General features: G+C 71.4%; 11 protein-coding genes. 6 read left to right on the top strand and 5 right to left on the bottom strand.

The window, feature by feature from the left end; genetic code table 11:
- Positions 1 to 13: 13 nt before the first annotated feature.
- Positions 14 to 652, bottom strand: coding sequence for a carbonic anhydrase (locus tag FHX81_RS05190; protein ID WP_141975549.1), 639 nt, complete (start codon positions 650 to 652; stop codon positions 14 to 16).
- A 295-nt stretch (positions 653 to 947) separates the two neighbouring features.
- Here FHX81_RS05190 and FHX81_RS05185 point away from each other — a divergent pair, with 295 nt between their 5' ends.
- The 3 genes from FHX81_RS05185 (at position 948) to FHX81_RS05175 (ending at position 5,213) form a co-directional block, all read left to right on the top strand.
- The gene (locus FHX81_RS05185; RefSeq protein WP_141975547.1) at positions 948 to 1,148 is read left to right on the top strand and encodes a hypothetical protein; all 201 of its coding nucleotides are present in this window, start codon (positions 948 to 950) and stop codon (positions 1,146 to 1,148) included.
- 918 nt (positions 1,149 to 2,066) lie between these two features.
- On the top strand, positions 2,067 to 3,407 hold the full coding sequence (locus FHX81_RS05180) for an extracellular catalytic domain type 1 short-chain-length polyhydroxyalkanoate depolymerase (RefSeq protein ID WP_141975545.1): 1,341 nt from the start codon (positions 2,067 to 2,069) through the stop codon (positions 3,405 to 3,407).
- A 48-nt stretch (positions 3,408 to 3,455) separates the two neighbouring features.
- Complete coding sequence (locus FHX81_RS05175) at positions 3,456 to 5,213, top strand: family 43 glycosylhydrolase (protein WP_141975543.1); 1,758 nt, start codon at positions 3,456 to 3,458, stop codon at positions 5,211 to 5,213.
- Positions 5,214 to 5,477: 264 nt separating this feature from the next.
- On the opposite strand, the gene FHX81_RS05170 is transcribed toward FHX81_RS05175, so the two are convergent.
- The gene (locus FHX81_RS05170) at positions 5,478 to 6,281 is read right to left on the bottom strand and encodes an FG-GAP repeat domain-containing protein (RefSeq protein ID WP_141975541.1); all 804 of its coding nucleotides are present in this window, start codon (positions 6,279 to 6,281) and stop codon (positions 5,478 to 5,480) included.
- A gap of 790 nt (positions 6,282 to 7,071) precedes the next feature.
- On the opposite strand from FHX81_RS05170, the gene FHX81_RS05165 reads away from it, so the two are divergent.
- Positions 7,072 to 7,344, top strand: a complete 273-nt coding sequence (locus FHX81_RS05165; RefSeq protein ID WP_141975539.1) for a hypothetical protein — start codon at positions 7,072 to 7,074, stop codon at positions 7,342 to 7,344.
- Between the two features lie 76 nt (positions 7,345 to 7,420).
- Here FHX81_RS05165 and FHX81_RS05160 read toward each other — a convergent pair whose 3' ends face one another.
- Positions 7,421 to 7,972, bottom strand: coding sequence for an HD domain-containing protein (locus FHX81_RS05160; protein WP_246107639.1), 552 nt, complete (start codon positions 7,970 to 7,972; stop codon positions 7,421 to 7,423).
- 647 nt (positions 7,973 to 8,619) lie between these two features.
- Positions 8,620 to 9,306, bottom strand: a complete 687-nt coding sequence (locus FHX81_RS05155) for a glycoside hydrolase family protein (protein WP_246107638.1) — start codon at positions 9,304 to 9,306, stop codon at positions 8,620 to 8,622.
- Between the two features lie 336 nt (positions 9,307 to 9,642).
- Here FHX81_RS05155 and FHX81_RS05150 point away from each other — a divergent pair, with 336 nt between their 5' ends.
- Together FHX81_RS05150 and FHX81_RS05145 are read left to right on the top strand one after the other, a co-directional pair.
- Positions 9,643 to 10,185 (top strand): hypothetical protein, encoded by a 543-nt coding sequence (locus FHX81_RS05150; protein ID WP_141975537.1) that lies wholly within the window; start codon positions 9,643 to 9,645, stop codon positions 10,183 to 10,185.
- An 800-nt stretch (positions 10,186 to 10,985) separates the two neighbouring features.
- Positions 10,986 to 11,993 (top strand): S1 family peptidase, encoded by a 1,008-nt coding sequence (locus tag FHX81_RS05145; RefSeq protein WP_342787169.1) that lies wholly within the window; start codon positions 10,986 to 10,988, stop codon positions 11,991 to 11,993.
- A gap of 66 nt (positions 11,994 to 12,059) precedes the next feature.
- Here FHX81_RS05145 and FHX81_RS05140 read toward each other — a convergent pair whose 3' ends face one another.
- A complete protein-coding gene (locus FHX81_RS05140; protein WP_141975533.1) occupies positions 12,060 to 14,345 on the bottom strand; it encodes an effector-associated constant component EACC1 in 2,286 nt (761 codons plus the stop codon).
- Positions 14,346 to 14,347 lie beyond the last annotated feature (2 nt).

Here is a 14,347-nt window from a genome sequence, read left to right as displayed (position 1 = left end):
GCCGCCCGCACGCTCAGGTCGTGGGAACGGGGACGTCCAAGCCGCGGGCCGCGACCAACTGGGTGTTGCCGTCGGCCAGGCGGTAGGTCAGGCCGACGACGGCGACCTGACCGGCGTCCACCCGTTCGGCGAGCAGCCGGGAGCGGTCGAGCATCAGGTCGACGGTGCGGCTGACGTGCTCGGCGAGGATCTCGTCGGCCTGCGCGCGTCCGGCGGCCCGGGACGCGATGACGCTGGGGGTGACGCGCTCGACGACGTCCCCGATGTACCCGGACGGCACCGTGCCCTCGTCGAGCGCCGCGCACGCCGCGGCGACCGCGCCGCAGGCGTCGTGGCCCAGGACCACCACCAGTGGGCTGTCCAGCACGCCCACCCCGTACTCGACGCTGCCCAGCACCTCCGAGCCCACGACGTGGCCCGCGGTGCGCACCACGAACAAGTCGCCCAGCCCGCGGTCGAAGATGATCTCGGCGGCCAGGCGTGAGTCCGAACACCCGAACAGCACGGCGAACGGGCGCTGGGCCGGTGCCACCTCGGTGCGGCGGGCCGCGTCCTGGTTGGGGTGCTCCGGCGTCCCGGCGACGAAGCGCTGGTTGCCGGACAGCAGCAGGTCGAAGGCTTCGCGCGGAGTCGAGTACTTGATCTCGGCCATAACCGCAGCTTAGGCGAAGTCCGGGCCGGTGCGCTGCCCCGCCGGATGGCGACGCCGGCCACTCCGGGGACGTGCTCCCGCCGGCTGGGATGGCGGACACGGCTGGTCGCGCCGCGGAGTGGTGGCGGGGGTGCTGAACCGGGAGGTCGCCGGCGTCGACAGCCGGTGTCCGCGGAATAGCACCCATACCGGGTTGCGCGTCGTTTCCGCGATGGCATCGATTCGCGGTCCGGGAATAGTGGCGGCGCCGTTTTTCGGCTTGGTGCCGTCATGACAGGTCCGCACGATCACCGGCGTGTCGTTCGCGGTGGCGCTCTCCGGGGCGGGAACGCTCGCCGAGGTGGCGCCCGCGGTCGGGAGGTGGTCGTCGGTGGAGCCGCCTGTTCAGCACGGCCACCGCCAGGTCCCCGCCGGCCAACCGCGCGGCGAGCACGCGCCGGGATTCGTGGAACGTGCCATGCGCCGATCGCGCGGGTTCGGAGCGCTGACCAAGTGACCGAGCGTGTTAGCGCTAACAAATTGCCGTTTTGCGCAGGAGTTCTCCGGCCGGGTGCCCGGCTGTCGATGACGCGTCGGGTCGCCGTCTCGGCAGGTGGCCGCCGGAGACCGCTCGGCGCCGTTTGAAGTCCACTGAGGACAGTCTTTTTCAGGTCAGCAAACACGCGCTGGCATGGTGTGTGCGTGGGTGACCTGCTGTCTCAAATGGGGGTCCAACTGGGGTAAACCCGCGACTTACCCCGTTTGGGTCATTGGCTTCGAATGGATTCGAGAGCCATGATGTGAACGCGAACATCGGGGGTAAGACCTCCCCAGTGCCCAGGGTGAACCCGCACGGCGACCCCGCGCGAGCCGCCGAACCGAAACCCCCGGCGATGCCGAAACCGGCGGCGCCGGCACCGGTTCGCCGATCGACCCGCCCGCCGGGGCGCCACCTTCCGCGGCTCCGCGGAACGCGGGCCGTCGGTCGAGCCACCGAACCGCGGCAGCGTCGCCATGGAGGTCGCAGTGAGAACAGCTCCGGATACCGGCCGATCACGCCGGGGTCGTGCGGGTGGCGAACGACTGGTGCGACGACGAGCGGCGGTCCCGCCTCCACCCCATCAGCGGGGACCGCGGTGCTGATCGGCACGCTGGGACGCGGCTCGCCGATCGACGGGCCGGCGGCCGCGGGGAAGCTCGACGCGCAGCTGATCCGGGGCAACCGGGAGGCCTCGCTCCAGCAGGTGCTGGAGAACCCACTACCGGAGGTGGCCGGCGACGCACGCTGTGCCCCTCGCACCTGTTCACCACCGGCTAGCACCGCGAGTCACCCAACGCGTCGAACCGATGAGCAGGGCCGCGCCGTCCGCGCCCTGCCCTTCTCATCCGGAGCGGTCGACTGCGCAGCCGGCCACGGTCCACCGAGGAGCGACACATGAGACGAATGTCCACCACCTTGTTGACGATGGCGTCACTGCTGTCGCTCGTCCTGGGCGCCGCGCTGATGTCCGCGGGACCCGCGGCGGCCGCCACGCTGACCCGCGTCACCGACTTCGGCGCCAACCCCTCGAACCTGGGCATGTACGTCTACGTGCCCGACAACGTCGCACCTCGTCCCGCCCTGCTGGTCCTCGTGCACTACTGCGGCGGGTCGGCCGGGGGGATCTTCAACGGCAACGGGCGGGACTTCGCGACCGCCGCGGACCGGTACGGGTACGTCGTCGTGGTGCCCGAGGCGACCCGGGAGGGGCGCTGCTTCGACGTGTCCACCCGCGCCGGGCTGACCCGCGACGGCGGCAGCGACTCCACGGGCATCATGTCCATGGTCGGCTGGGTCCGCCAGCGCTACGACGTGGACCCGGCCCGCATCGTCGTCAGCGGCTTCTCGTCCGGGGCCATGATGACCACCGTGCTGGCGGCCCAGTACCCGGACGTCTTCGCCGCGGCCTCCGCGTTCTCCGGGGTGCCGGCCGGGTGCTTCGCCACGACCAACGGCTCGCTGTGGAACAGCCAGTGCTCCAGCGGGAACGTCGTCAAGACCCCGCAGGAGTGGGGCGACCTGGCCCGGTCGATGTACCCCGGCTACACCGGTTCCTACCCGCGCATGCAGCTGTGGCACGGCGACCAGGACACCACCCTGGCCTACCGCAACTTCGGCGAGGAGGTCAAGCAGTGGACCAACCTCCGCGGCTTGAGCCAGACCCCCTCCTCGACCGACCGCCCGCAGTCGAGCTGGACGCGGACCCGCTACGGCGGCACCGGCACCAGGGCCGCGGTGGAAGGCATCAGCATCACCGGCACCGGCCACACCCTGCCGCAAGCGGGCATGCTCGCCTACGCCATCGCCTTCCTCGGCCTCGACGGCGGCAGCAGTGGCGGCACCACCGGTCCACTGCGCTCGGTGGGCGCGGGGAAGTGCCTGGACGTGCCCAACCAGTCCACCACCGCCGGCACCCGGCTCCAGGTGTGGGACTGCTGGAACGGCCCCCACCAGCAGTGGACGTCCACCACGACGCAGGAGCTGTCCGTCTACAGCGGTGACTCGCGGCGTTGCCTCGACGCCGAGAACGCCGGCACGACCGCAGGCACCCTGGTGATCATCTGGACCTGCCACGGCGGCGCCAACCAGAAGTGGCGGCTCAACGCCGACGGCTCGATCGCCGGCGTGCAGTCGGGGTTGTGCCTGGAAGTCGCCGGCGGTGCGACCGCCAACGGCACGCCCGCGCGGCTGTGGACCTGCAACGGGCAGGCCAACCAGCGGTGGTCCCGCACGTGACGCGGTGACGAGCCGGAGGCCGCCGAACCCCTAGTGAAGGAGACAACCGTGCAACGTCGAAGGCGCCTGCTAGCCTGGGCCGTCGGTGTCATCTCGGCCCTGGCCCTGCTCCCGGCCACGGCCAGGGCCGACAACCCGATCGTCCAGCACATCTACACCGCCGACCCGGCCCCGATGGTCCACAACGGACGCATGTACGTCTACAGCGGACGTGACGAGGACGGCTCGACCACGTTCACCATGCGCGAGTGGCGGGTGTTCTCCTCCGCCGACATGGTGAACTGGACCGACCACGGCGTGCCGATGAACCTCGGCACGTTCGCGTGGGCGGACGCCAACGCCTGGGCGGGGCACGTCATCGCCCGCAACAGCAAGTTCTACTGGTACGTCCCGGTCCGCCGCCGCGGTGGTGGCATGGCCATCGGCGTGGGTGTCTCGGACAGCCCCACCGGCCCGTTCCGCGACGCCCTCGGGCGGCCGCTGGTGGAGAACGGCGAGATCGACCCGCACGCCTTCATCGACGACAACGGCGACGCCTACCTCTACTGGGGCAACCCCAACCTGTGGTACGTGCGGCTCAACGCCGACATGATCTCCTTCTCCGGCAGCGCGACGAATATCCCGCTCACCACCGCCGGGTTCGGCACCCGCACCGGTCACGCGACCAGGACCACGCTGTACGAGGAAGCGCCCTGGGTCTACAAGCGCAACGGCCTCTACTACATGATCTTCGCGGCGCAGTGCTGCTCGGAGTTCATCGCCTACTCCACCGCGCCCGGTCCCACCGGGCCGTGGACCTACCGCGGCACGGTCATGCCGACCCAGGGCTCCAGCTTCACCAACCACCCGGGCATCGTGGACTACAAGGGAGGCTCCTACTTCGTCTACCACAACGGCGCGCTGCCCGGCGGGAGCGGCTACACCCGCTCGGTGGCGATCGAGAAGTTCACCTACAACAGCGACGGCACCATTCCCCGGATGACCATGACCGCCGGGCCCGGTCCGGCGGACACGCTCAACCCCTACGTCCGCCAGGAGGCCGAGACCATCGCCTGGGGCTCGGGCATCGAAACCGAACCCTCCGCCGAGGGCGGCATGAACATCGGCTCCCTCCACAACGGCGACTACACCAAGGTCCGCAACGTCGCCTTCGGCACGGGTGCGTCGTCGTTCACCGCCCGGGTCGCCTCCGCCACCAGCGGCGGCACGATCGAGGTGCGCCTGGGCAGCGCCACCGGCACGGTCGTGGGCCGCTGCACCGTCCCCGCCACCGGCGGCTGGCAGACGTGGCGATCGGTGACGTGCCCCGTCAGCGGCGCCTCCGGCAACCAGGACGTGTTCCTGCGCTACACCGGTGGGAGCGGTTTCCTGTTCAACGTGGACTGGTGGCAGTTCGCCACCGGTGGTGCGCCCGGTGACGTCACGTCGAGGCTGCGCGGTGTGGGGTCCAACCGGTGCGTGGACGTCGAGAACGCCTCCACGGCGCCGGGCACGACCGTGCTGCTGTGGGATTGCGGTACCGCCGCCAACCAGCAGTGGACGAGCACCGCGAGCGGCGAGTTCCGGGTGTTCGGCGACAGGTGCCTGGACGCCTACAACAGCGGCACCGCCAACGGCACCAGGGTGGTGATCTGGTCGTGCAACGGTCAGGACAACCAGAAGTGGACCTCGGGCCCGGACGGGTCGATCCGCAACGTGCGCGCCGGGCTGTGCCTGGACGCCGACGGAGCGGCCACGGCCAACGGCACGCGGTTGATCCTGTGGACCTGCAACGGCCAGGACAACCAGAAGTGGAACCGCGCGTGACGACGCCGGGCCGACGATGACGCGGTGCCGCGCGCCCGTCCTCACCGACGACGCGCGGCACTCGCGGTCAGGCGCCCGCTCGCCGACCGCGCTGGGAGACGTGCCGCGCGTTCGCCGCGTTGCCGTTGAGCTGCTGCCCCGGAAGGTCGACGATCACGGCTACGTCGTCACCCGCGACGAACCGCCGGACCCCAAGTGGGCGCTCCCGCACGACCGCGGTGGTCCGCCGTGCCCCGGCGGGCTCCCGGGTCGGTGCGGCGTGCGTCAGCCGGAGTGGGGGTGAGGCCGGTCGTCGCCCGTGAGGTCGGCGAACTGGATGCTCACCGGGTCGCCGACCCAGCCCTTGCCGATCATCACCGAGGAGTGCCACGGGTCGTCGGGGTAGGTGCGGCTGTTCCACCACGCCGAGGTCGTGCCGTCCTCGTTGATCGAGATCAGCTCGTCGAAGCCGTCGCCGTCGAGGTCCGCGAAGCGGAGGCGCTCGGGGTCGGCGTGGCTCGGGCCGAGGTCCACGGCCGTGCTCCACGGCCGAGCGGGGAAGGCACCGGTGTTGCGCCCGGCCCGGATCGGGTCGCCGGCGGCGGCACCCAGGTCGATCAGCTCAGCCTTCCCGTCGGCGTCGAGGTCGGCGAACCGCGTGTGCCCGGAAGGCGCCTCGCCCAGCTCCACCGGCTCGCGCCACGGCCACTCCGGGAAGGCACCGGTGTTGGGCCAGGCGCGGACCACGCCCTCCTCGATGGTGATCAGCTCGTCCCTTCCGTCGCCGTCCAGGTCGGCGAAGTGGATGCCGGCCGGCTCCGCCATCGCCCCCTTGGCGACGATCACCGAGGAGTGCCACGGCCGGTCGGGGAAGCCCTGGTCGTTCCACCACGCCGTGGTCGTCCCGTCGGCGGCGATCCGGACCAGTTCGTCGAACCCGTCGCCGTCCAGGTCGGCGAAGCGGGTCAGAGCCGGGTCGACCTGGCCCAGCACCATGCCGACGGGGTCGCTCCACGGCCATCCCGGGAAGCCGCCCGTGTTCGTCCAGGCCCGGACCGTGCCGTCGGCGGCGGTGTGGATGTCGACCATTTCCGCTTTTCCGGCCGGAGTCCTCCGACTTCGCGGTGTTTCGGTTCCCGCGGTGAGCACGACCGCCGCCGTCGTGCCCGCCAGCAGAAGCAACGCGGTGAGCACCACGACCGCTCGGCCGGGACGAATTCGGAAACGGCCGGCATTTGTCGCCCCCGCCCGTGCCACCGGCTCTTCCGGTGGCACGGGCGGACGCTGATCCGGTTCTGCGCGCGTCTCCGGTGCCACGGCCGCGGCGACTTCACGCCATCGGCTTTCCCATTGCTCTTCGTCGCCCTCGCAGGCCCTCACGTACGCCAAGGTCACCGCGAGACTCGGCAACTCCCGACCTCCCGCCGCCCGCGCCAACGTCGCCGGTGCGTAATGGGCCCGCAGCGCCAACGCCCGGTACGGCGGGGAGCCCGCCTTCTCCCGCAGCAGGCGCAGGTCGTGGGCGAAGAGCTGCACAACCCCCGCGTGCGGGTCCAACCGGCTCTCAGGCCGCGGCATGTCCGTCCCCTCCGTCCGACCGGGCCGGTCGGGTTGTCTCCTGCTTTCCGCGTTGTCTCACGTTGATTGTCTCGACACTTCAGCGCGCGGAAACAATTCCCCGATGCGGTAGAACTGGATCGCGGGGACGGGCACGGTCTGTCGCCCGCTCCGCACGATCAGGTGAACGACTGCTCAAGCAAGGGAATCGGTCATGTTCAGTGCGCGTTTGCTTTTGGTCGCTCTCGGCGCGTCCGCCACCCTCGCCACCGGCACCGCTTCGGCGGCCGGCGGGGAAAGGGTGCTGAATACGACGGAGTGCGTGAAGTACCTCTGCATCAACATCGTCCACAACGACCGGTTCGTGAACAAGGTGGAGGTCTACCAGAACGGTCGCGGGCCGAACTGGTACGGCCACGTGGGGTTCACGTCGAACACCCTGCCGCACCAGGTCGGCCAGGACGGCAACCCCGTTCCCTGGGTGATCGTCGAGCCGCTCCAAACGGTCCGCGAGGGCACGGACCTGTGCGGTGAGGCGTGGGAGAGGTACGGCGCCGGCTACCGGGACGTCGGCCACGTCTGCGTGCGCCTCTGACCGTCACGCCCGCGGTGGCGCCCCGCTGGGGGTGGGGCGCCACCGCGACCGGACGACCGCCCTGGTCCGGGTCGTCTCAAGGACCGGCGAGTCGCGCTTCGACCCTGGCGGCGACGGCGAGCAGGTGCGGTGCGCGCAGGTGGTGCACGCGGGCGTTGGGGGAGCGGGGACCGTGGCGGTGCAGCATGTCGGCCCACCGGTCCCGGAGTGGGACGCGGTCACCTCGGTGGTCGACGGTCTGGTCGGCGAGGGCCAGCGCGTCGGCGACCGGTCCCTCTTCGCGCGGGTAGGCGTCGAGCTGCTCGCCGACGTCGAGGACCTCGGCGACGAAGCGGGCTCCCGAGTGGTGCGCGACGAGGGCCGCGATCCGCCGCGGCCAGCCGAGCCGGTCGAGGTGGCGGGCGCCGTCGAGCGGGTGGAACCCGGTGTCCGCCACCGGCGGCGCGTAGCCGATGTCGTGCAGCCACGCGGCGGCCACGAGCAGGTCCCGGTCGGTCTCGGCGACCGTCGTGGCGAGTTCGGCGGCCCGGGCCGCGACGCCGGCCGTGTGCCGCCACCGGTCCGCCATCGAACCGAGCAGGTCGGCGGCCAGCTCACGCGCGTGCTCGGCATCGTGCTCGTTGATCACCGCGGCGGGATTCCCCGGGTTGTTCAACGCGCGGTGAACGTGGGATTAACGTGCGGGGTGGCAGCGGCCCGCGGGACACCACCCCCCGACGTCACGGCCCGTAGCCGGTGGACTCGTCGAGAGGTGACCGGGTTCGGGCGACCGGGTGGAAGGTGACCGTGCAGCCGGGGCCTTCGGGCAGCGGGACGACGAGGCGTCGCTGTAGGCGGTCCGGGCGTCGCGGTTCGGGTTGGTGCAACAGCATCGGCCTGCCGTCGGCCCACCGGGTCGGGTTCTCCGCCGGGCAGTGCGGCAGCAGGTTCTCCGGGCAGCCGACCGCGGCGCACTCGGCGGAGCCCGGCGGCGGAACGTGCTGCCGGGCGTGCCGGTGCGGTCCTGGCGGGCGAGGAACTTGCCGCGCCGGTGGCAGGGCGTGCTCGACTCCGGGATGGTGGGGGTCGCCGACCGGCCGTTCCGCACCACCGGCAGGCCGGTCGGCGCGCGCGAGCCGTCGGCGTTGACCGCGCTGCCGATCCACACCGGACGGTCGGACCGGTCGACGAAGGTGACCGTGTGGTCGGCGGCGGTGGAAACCGGTGTGAGGACGGTGAACGCGGCGATCAGCGCGAACGCGACGGCCAGGACCCCGCGCATCGCTCCGCCGAGGATCAGGGGACGGCTCGGTAAGTTACGCCGGTGGCGTTGGGCGTGGTCCCGTCGTAGAGGCCGGTCGGGGTGGTGCGGGTCGACAGCGAGAACCACGCGAACCGCTCCACGAACGACAGGCCGTTCAGCATCGCGCCGGAACGCCGGGCGAAGTCGGACTGCTGCGCCTGGCTCGGGTACCTCGGCTGGGCGCCGGTGAAGTCGATCAGGCCGTACTCGGTGACCCAGATCGGCTTGCGGTACCGGTTGTGGACCGCCTGCACGTAGCTCTGCAGGTGCCCGGTGGCGGCGGTCGAGAAGTCGCTGCCGTACCAGTGCAGCGGGATGAAGTCGACCCGGTACCCGCGGGCGGCGGCGCCGCTCAGGAACCGGTCCAGCCAGCCGCCCGCCCGGTCACCGCCGAACGCGACGGCCGGCGCGCCGAGCCGCATCCCGGTGGCCTGCAACCGCGGCCACAGCGACAACGCCTGCTCGACCGTCAGGTCGGCCTGCCCGGCCATGTCCGGCTCGTTGAACCCGAGCAGGGTCGAGCCGAGCGACCTTGCCCGGGCCAACTCGGTGTCGTTCACCGCGCCCGCACCCCAGATCATCGGCACGAACTCCACACCGGCCGGGGTGGCGACGCCCTGCGTGTCGGACGCCCAGGTGTAGTACCAGCCCGCTCGCACGTCGGTGAGCGCGGCCGTCACCCGGGTGGTCGTTGACGCTGACGCCCTTCTTCGTCGCGACCGCCGCGGCCGGTGCGGTGAGCAGTCCCAGGGCGGTGAGCACCGCCAAGGCGAGGGCGAACGGTCGTCTCATGCGCCTGCTTCCTCCGCGGTCAACCGGAACAGCAACGTGAGAGCGCTCCCACTGAGCCTGGCGGTGGTCAGGGCCGCCGTCAATCGGCCGGCCGGGCTACCGGGGTCGGAGGCGTCGCCTCGGTGCGGAGGCGGGTAACGAAGCCTTCCGGTACGCGATAGGAGAATGCCGACACCGCCGAATCCGCATTTGTGCGGAAACCGTGTCGGGAAAGGGGAACCGTCATGTCCCGTATCGTCTCCGCCCTCGTCGCGGTCCTGGCCACGGTCGCGTCCGCCCTGCTGTCCACGCCCGGCACGGCCGCCGCCGCGGGTGCCGACATCACGTGCACACCGCCGAGCAGCGCGAGCCTGCTGTTCGACCCGCCCGCGACCAACTACCCGCAGGACATGACGCTCACGGTGTCCCGGCAGTACGGCCCGTGCGTCTCGGCCACCCGCCCGGACATCACGTCCGGCCACTCGACCGCCACCGGCACCGCCTCGGGCAAGACCTGCCTGAGCCTGCTCGGCGCGAACGCGCTCACCATCCCCATCACCTGGAACACCGGTGAGACGTCCGTCCTGTCCGGCAACAACGTGTCGAGCCTGGCCGGTGCCGGCCTGACCGTCGTCACGACCGGCACGGTCACGTCGGGCGTGTTCGCGGGAGCGACGTTCGTGCACACCATCGTCTACCCCAGCACGAACGTCCTGTTGTGCAACGTGGGCTTGGGCACCTTGTCCGGTCTGTACGGCCAGGTCGTTCTGGAGATCATCACCCCGTGAGCCGGCCGGAGGGGCGGAGCTCTCCTCCGCCGATCAGCCACCTCCGATCACGCCGCGGTGCTCTGTCGGACCGGGTCGGATCGACCGGCGGAGCGAGGCGGTGGCGGTTGGGCGATTCGTCGACTGGTCCCTCGGCGGGATGGCACGTGTCCTTCCTCCGGGTGGCAAACGGTGCCGGGGCGTTGGTCCACCGGCCGGCCGGCGTGGCCGCGTAGGTGCCCACCACCGCCTGCACCGCACCGCACGGCCCGTTCCCCCGCGCGCCGGCCGACCCTGCCCGTGTCGCGGGCGGACCGGGTCGTGCCGGTCGGGTCCCGGATGACCGCGCCCGCCGGCACCGCCGAGCCTGGCGGCGCGAGAACGCCTCCACGTCGAGCACGCCGGATCATGCCCGCGACGGTGCGAGCGGCCGGAGGACGCCACCGTCGACCGGGAAGCGCAACACCTGTCTTCCGATTGCCGTGAATTGGTCGAATGACGAGGGGAAGAGCCACCGTCTCGGCGGTATGGGCGCATCGATCGGGAAAGTATCGTTTCGAATCCGTCGGTTCTCACCGGCGAACATCAGCGGTTCCGGGGTCTCCGCGTGCACATCCCCGAAACCGACTGGTGCACTTCCCTGCCCATTTGTGCGAAAGGCTGCCCAAGTGACTCGTACTCGTGCTGCCCGATTAACCGGCGCGGTCGTCCTGGCGATCGGTCTCGCCATTCCTTCCCTGCCCGCAGCCGCCGCGCCCGTTGGCGTGGCGACCGTTTCGCCCACCGCCGCGCCGCGTGTGTCACTCGGCATGGCGGAGGCGATGAAGCGCGACTTCGGCCTGAGCGCCGAAGGCGTCGAGACCCGTTTGGCCCAGGAGGAACGGGCTCGCGGGGCCGAGGTCGTCGCCCGCAAGCTGTACGGCTCCGCGTACGCCGGGAGCTGGTTCGACCCGGCGACCGGCAAGCTCGCCGTCGCGGTCGCCGGCGCGGCCGCGGCCGACCGGACCGGCCTCGACGTCACCGTCGTGCCCGTCGCGCACAGCTACGCGCAGCTCGACGCCGCCAAGACCGCCATCGACCGGCAGGCCGGCCGGGCCGCGCCCGAGGGCGTGAACGGCTGGTACGTCGACGTGCGGACCAACGCGGTGGTCGTGACCGTCAACCGGAACAAGGTCGACACCGCGGTGAAGGCGTTCCTCGAGCAGGCCGAGGCCGTGCACGAGGCCGTCCGCGTGGTCGAGGAAGACCACTCGCCGGTGCCGTACGCCGATGTCGTCGGCGGCTGGCCGTACTGGATCAACAACGCGGGTCGGTGTTCCATCGGGTTCGCCGTGTACGGCGGGTTCGTGACCGCCGGCCACTGCGGCACCACCGGCTCCCAGGCCACCGACCAGAACGGCGCGCTCTACGGCTACTTCGCCGGCTCCACGTTCCCCTACTACGACTACGCGTGGGTGCGGACCGTCGCGGGCGTGAACCTGTGGGGCTACATGGAGGGCTACGACGGCTACTGGTACTACGTCCGCGGTTCCGCGCAGGTCCCGGTCGGCTCCGGCGTGTGCCGCTCGGGCTCGACCACCGGCATGTGGTGCAACTACATCCAGGCCCGGGGCCAGACCGTGAACTACCCGCAGGGTGTCGTCTACAACCTGACCCGCACCAACGTCTGTGCCCAACCCGGCGACTCCGGCGGCTCGTGGCTCAGCTCCAACCAGGCCCAGGGCGTCACGTCGGGAGGCTCGGGCAACTGCTCGACCGGTGGAACCACGTACTACCAGGAGGTCAACCCGATCCTGTCGGCCTACGGCCTGTCGCTGATCCTGAGCTAGCGACCCGCGGCTGACGACCTGACCGGCCGTACCCGCGGCCGGTCAGGTCCGCTGCGACGCCGGGGCTCAGTCGGGGAGCGTGATGCGGAAGGCGTACAGGCGCGTGGTCTGCACGCTGTTCGAGTTGTCGTCGCTGACCAGGTACAGCAGGCGCGTTCCCCGGTGCGGGCCCGAGGTCTCCTCCGGACCGACGGCCATGCCCTCGACGTTGCCCAGCAGGGGGTTGGACTGGGGTTCCTCGGCGGTGACCTTGCCGCGGCCGCCCGCCGGGCAGGCGGCGAGGTCGAACAGCAGGGTGCTGGGCACGAACACGTCGGCGGTGGCGTTGGCCAGGCTCGCCTGGCCGGTCACGTCCTCGGCGTCGGCGAGGTCGACGTCGTAGACCCGGATGGCGTTGCCGAGCCCTTCGACGTACTGCCGTTCGAGGGCGAGCAGCCGATCCGGCTCGACCACCGCGAGCTCGGTCAGGTAGAGCCCGGCGTCGGTCTCGTAGGCGTACTGGCGATCCGGCTCGTAGTCCCCGCCCGGTTCGCCGTGGTAGCGCTGGATCCTCAGCCGGTGTCGCCCCCGCTGGTCGCCGTCCCCGCTGAGCGGCGCCTCCCAGCCCGCGTAGAGGTAGTCGCCCTCGGGTGTCGCGGTCAGGGATTCGATGGTGCGCCCGGTGTGCGCGGAGCCGTCCGGTGGGTCCCGCAGCGCGGCCGGCACGGGCAGCTCGCCGATCTCACGGCTGTCGCTGATCCGGAAGCGGCGGATGGACGGGCCGTGCTCGGAGCTCACGAGCATCGTCCCGGTGCCGTTCTCGATCACCAGCCCTTCTCCGTCGATGCCCTGCCTGTACGGCTCGTTGTCCTGGTCGCGCAGGGTTTGACCGGTGCGGGCGGTGACGGTCAGGTGCTCGGGGTCGCCCATCGCCAGGGGGAAGACCCGGCCGGGTTCGTTGTCGGCGAGGGCGAGCAGCTTCGATCCGCCGTCGAGCGCGATGGCCGAGAGCCCGGTCACCTGCTCGCCGTTGACGTCGAGCTTGTCGAGCTCGTCGGTGTAGCTGAGCAGGGTGGCGTGCGGCGAGCACCGGCCGCCGGGCTCGCGCCACCAGTCGATCCCCGGCCGGACGGCGGCACCGGCGGCCGCGGCGGCGATGATCGCCGCGGTGACCGTCAGCCCGCGCCGGACGCGATGGCGACGCGTCTCCCGCGCCGGGACCGCCGCGTCCGGTGTCTGCTTGGTCCGGAGTGCGACGTTGTGCGCGAAGCGCAGGTCGCCGACCTGGTTCTGGTCCTGTTCCTGTGGTTGCGGCCGGTTGTCCCTGCGCAGCCGTCTTCGCACCTCGCGGAAGACCGCACCGAGGCTGAGCGTGAGCCCGGAACTCTCGGGGATGCCGTGGCGCAGGACGTCCACCAGCTCCCCGGTGAACACCGTGCACACGTCGGCGCTCGGTGCGAGTGCCTTGCGGTTGGGTGCCGCGGAGCACATGAGGTAGGAGCCGCGGACGTCGTCGACGCCGGCGTCGGCGCGGATGTCGTCGGTGGCGGTCGACATCGCGCCGTCCATCGCGACACCGCTGTAGCAGCAGTCCAGGATCACGACCACGCGTTGCGCCTGCCGGCTCTGCGTGATGGCCTGCTTGACGGCTTTGTAGCGGACCGCGCTCTCCGGCTGCCCCGGGACGGAGGTCGGCAGGGACAGGTAGAGCTCGTCCTCCAGGAGATCCTTCAGGCCGTGCCCCGCGTAGTAGACGATCAGGGTGTCGGTGGCCAGGTCGGACATCTCCCGGATCGGCTGGACCAGGTCCGTCGCGGTCCGCGGGTTGTGCACCTTCCGGATGCGGCCGGGTTTGACCCCCCAGACGTCCTCGTCGGTCAGCACGTCGTAGAGCTGCTCGACGTTGTTGTAGACCGCGCGCAGCGAGGGGAGTTCCTGGTCGTAGTAGCGGTCCACGCCGATCAGCACGCAGGCGGAGTTGTCCGGGTCGATCCGCCCGATGACGCCGACCGCCTTCTCTTCTCCGGTTTCGCGGCGCGGGTCCCCGGACCCGCGCAACGCGTCGTCGACCGGTCGGGTGACGTCCCGGTGTTCCGCCGGGACGACGAGCCGGACGTTCGTCGGCCGCTTCACCGCGTCCCGCCAAGACCGGACGGCCACCGCCAACTGCCCCACGCCCGCGGCCGTCGCCACCACGGCCAGCACCACCTCCGCGGTGCCCAGCTCACCCGGCCGCACCGGCTCCCGCCGGATCAGGACGCGGGCACCTTCGGGGAGCTCGGGGTGGTCGGCCAGGTGCCGGTAGAGCGTCCGCAGGTCGTCGGGGGAGCCACCGGTGCCCTCGTCGACCTCGAACCGCAACTCGATGTCCATCT

The organism is Saccharothrix saharensis (genome assembly GCF_006716745.1).
In the GTDB taxonomy this organism is placed as follows: Bacteria; Actinomycetota; Actinomycetes; order Mycobacteriales; family Pseudonocardiaceae; genus Actinosynnema; species Actinosynnema saharense.
Note: the sequence above shows the minus strand (reverse complement) of the source record. Positions and strands in the feature narration are given on the sequence as shown.

What these genes read in the sequence shown, in the direction of transcription:
- FHX81_RS05170 (WP_141975541.1), bottom strand. Translation starts at nt 6,281, where the DNA reads ATGGTCGACATCCACACCGCCGCCGACGGCACGGTCCGGGCCTGGACG.
- FHX81_RS05180 (WP_141975545.1), top strand. Translation starts at nt 2,067, where the DNA reads ATGAGACGAATGTCCACCACCTTGTTGACGATGGCGTCACTGCTGTCG.
- FHX81_RS05145 (WP_342787169.1), top strand. Translation starts at nt 10,986, where the DNA reads ATGAAGCGCGACTTCGGCCTGAGCGCCGAAGGCGTCGAGACCCGTTTG.
- FHX81_RS05190 (WP_141975549.1), bottom strand. Translation starts at nt 652, where the DNA reads ATGGCCGAGATCAAGTACTCGACTCCGCGCGAAGCCTTCGACCTGCTG.
- FHX81_RS05150 (WP_141975537.1), top strand. Translation starts at nt 9,643, where the DNA reads ATGTCCCGTATCGTCTCCGCCCTCGTCGCGGTCCTGGCCACGGTCGCG.
- FHX81_RS05140 (WP_141975533.1), bottom strand. Translation starts at nt 14,345, where the DNA reads ATGGACATCGAGTTGCGGTTCGAGGTCGACGAGGGCACCGGTGGCTCC.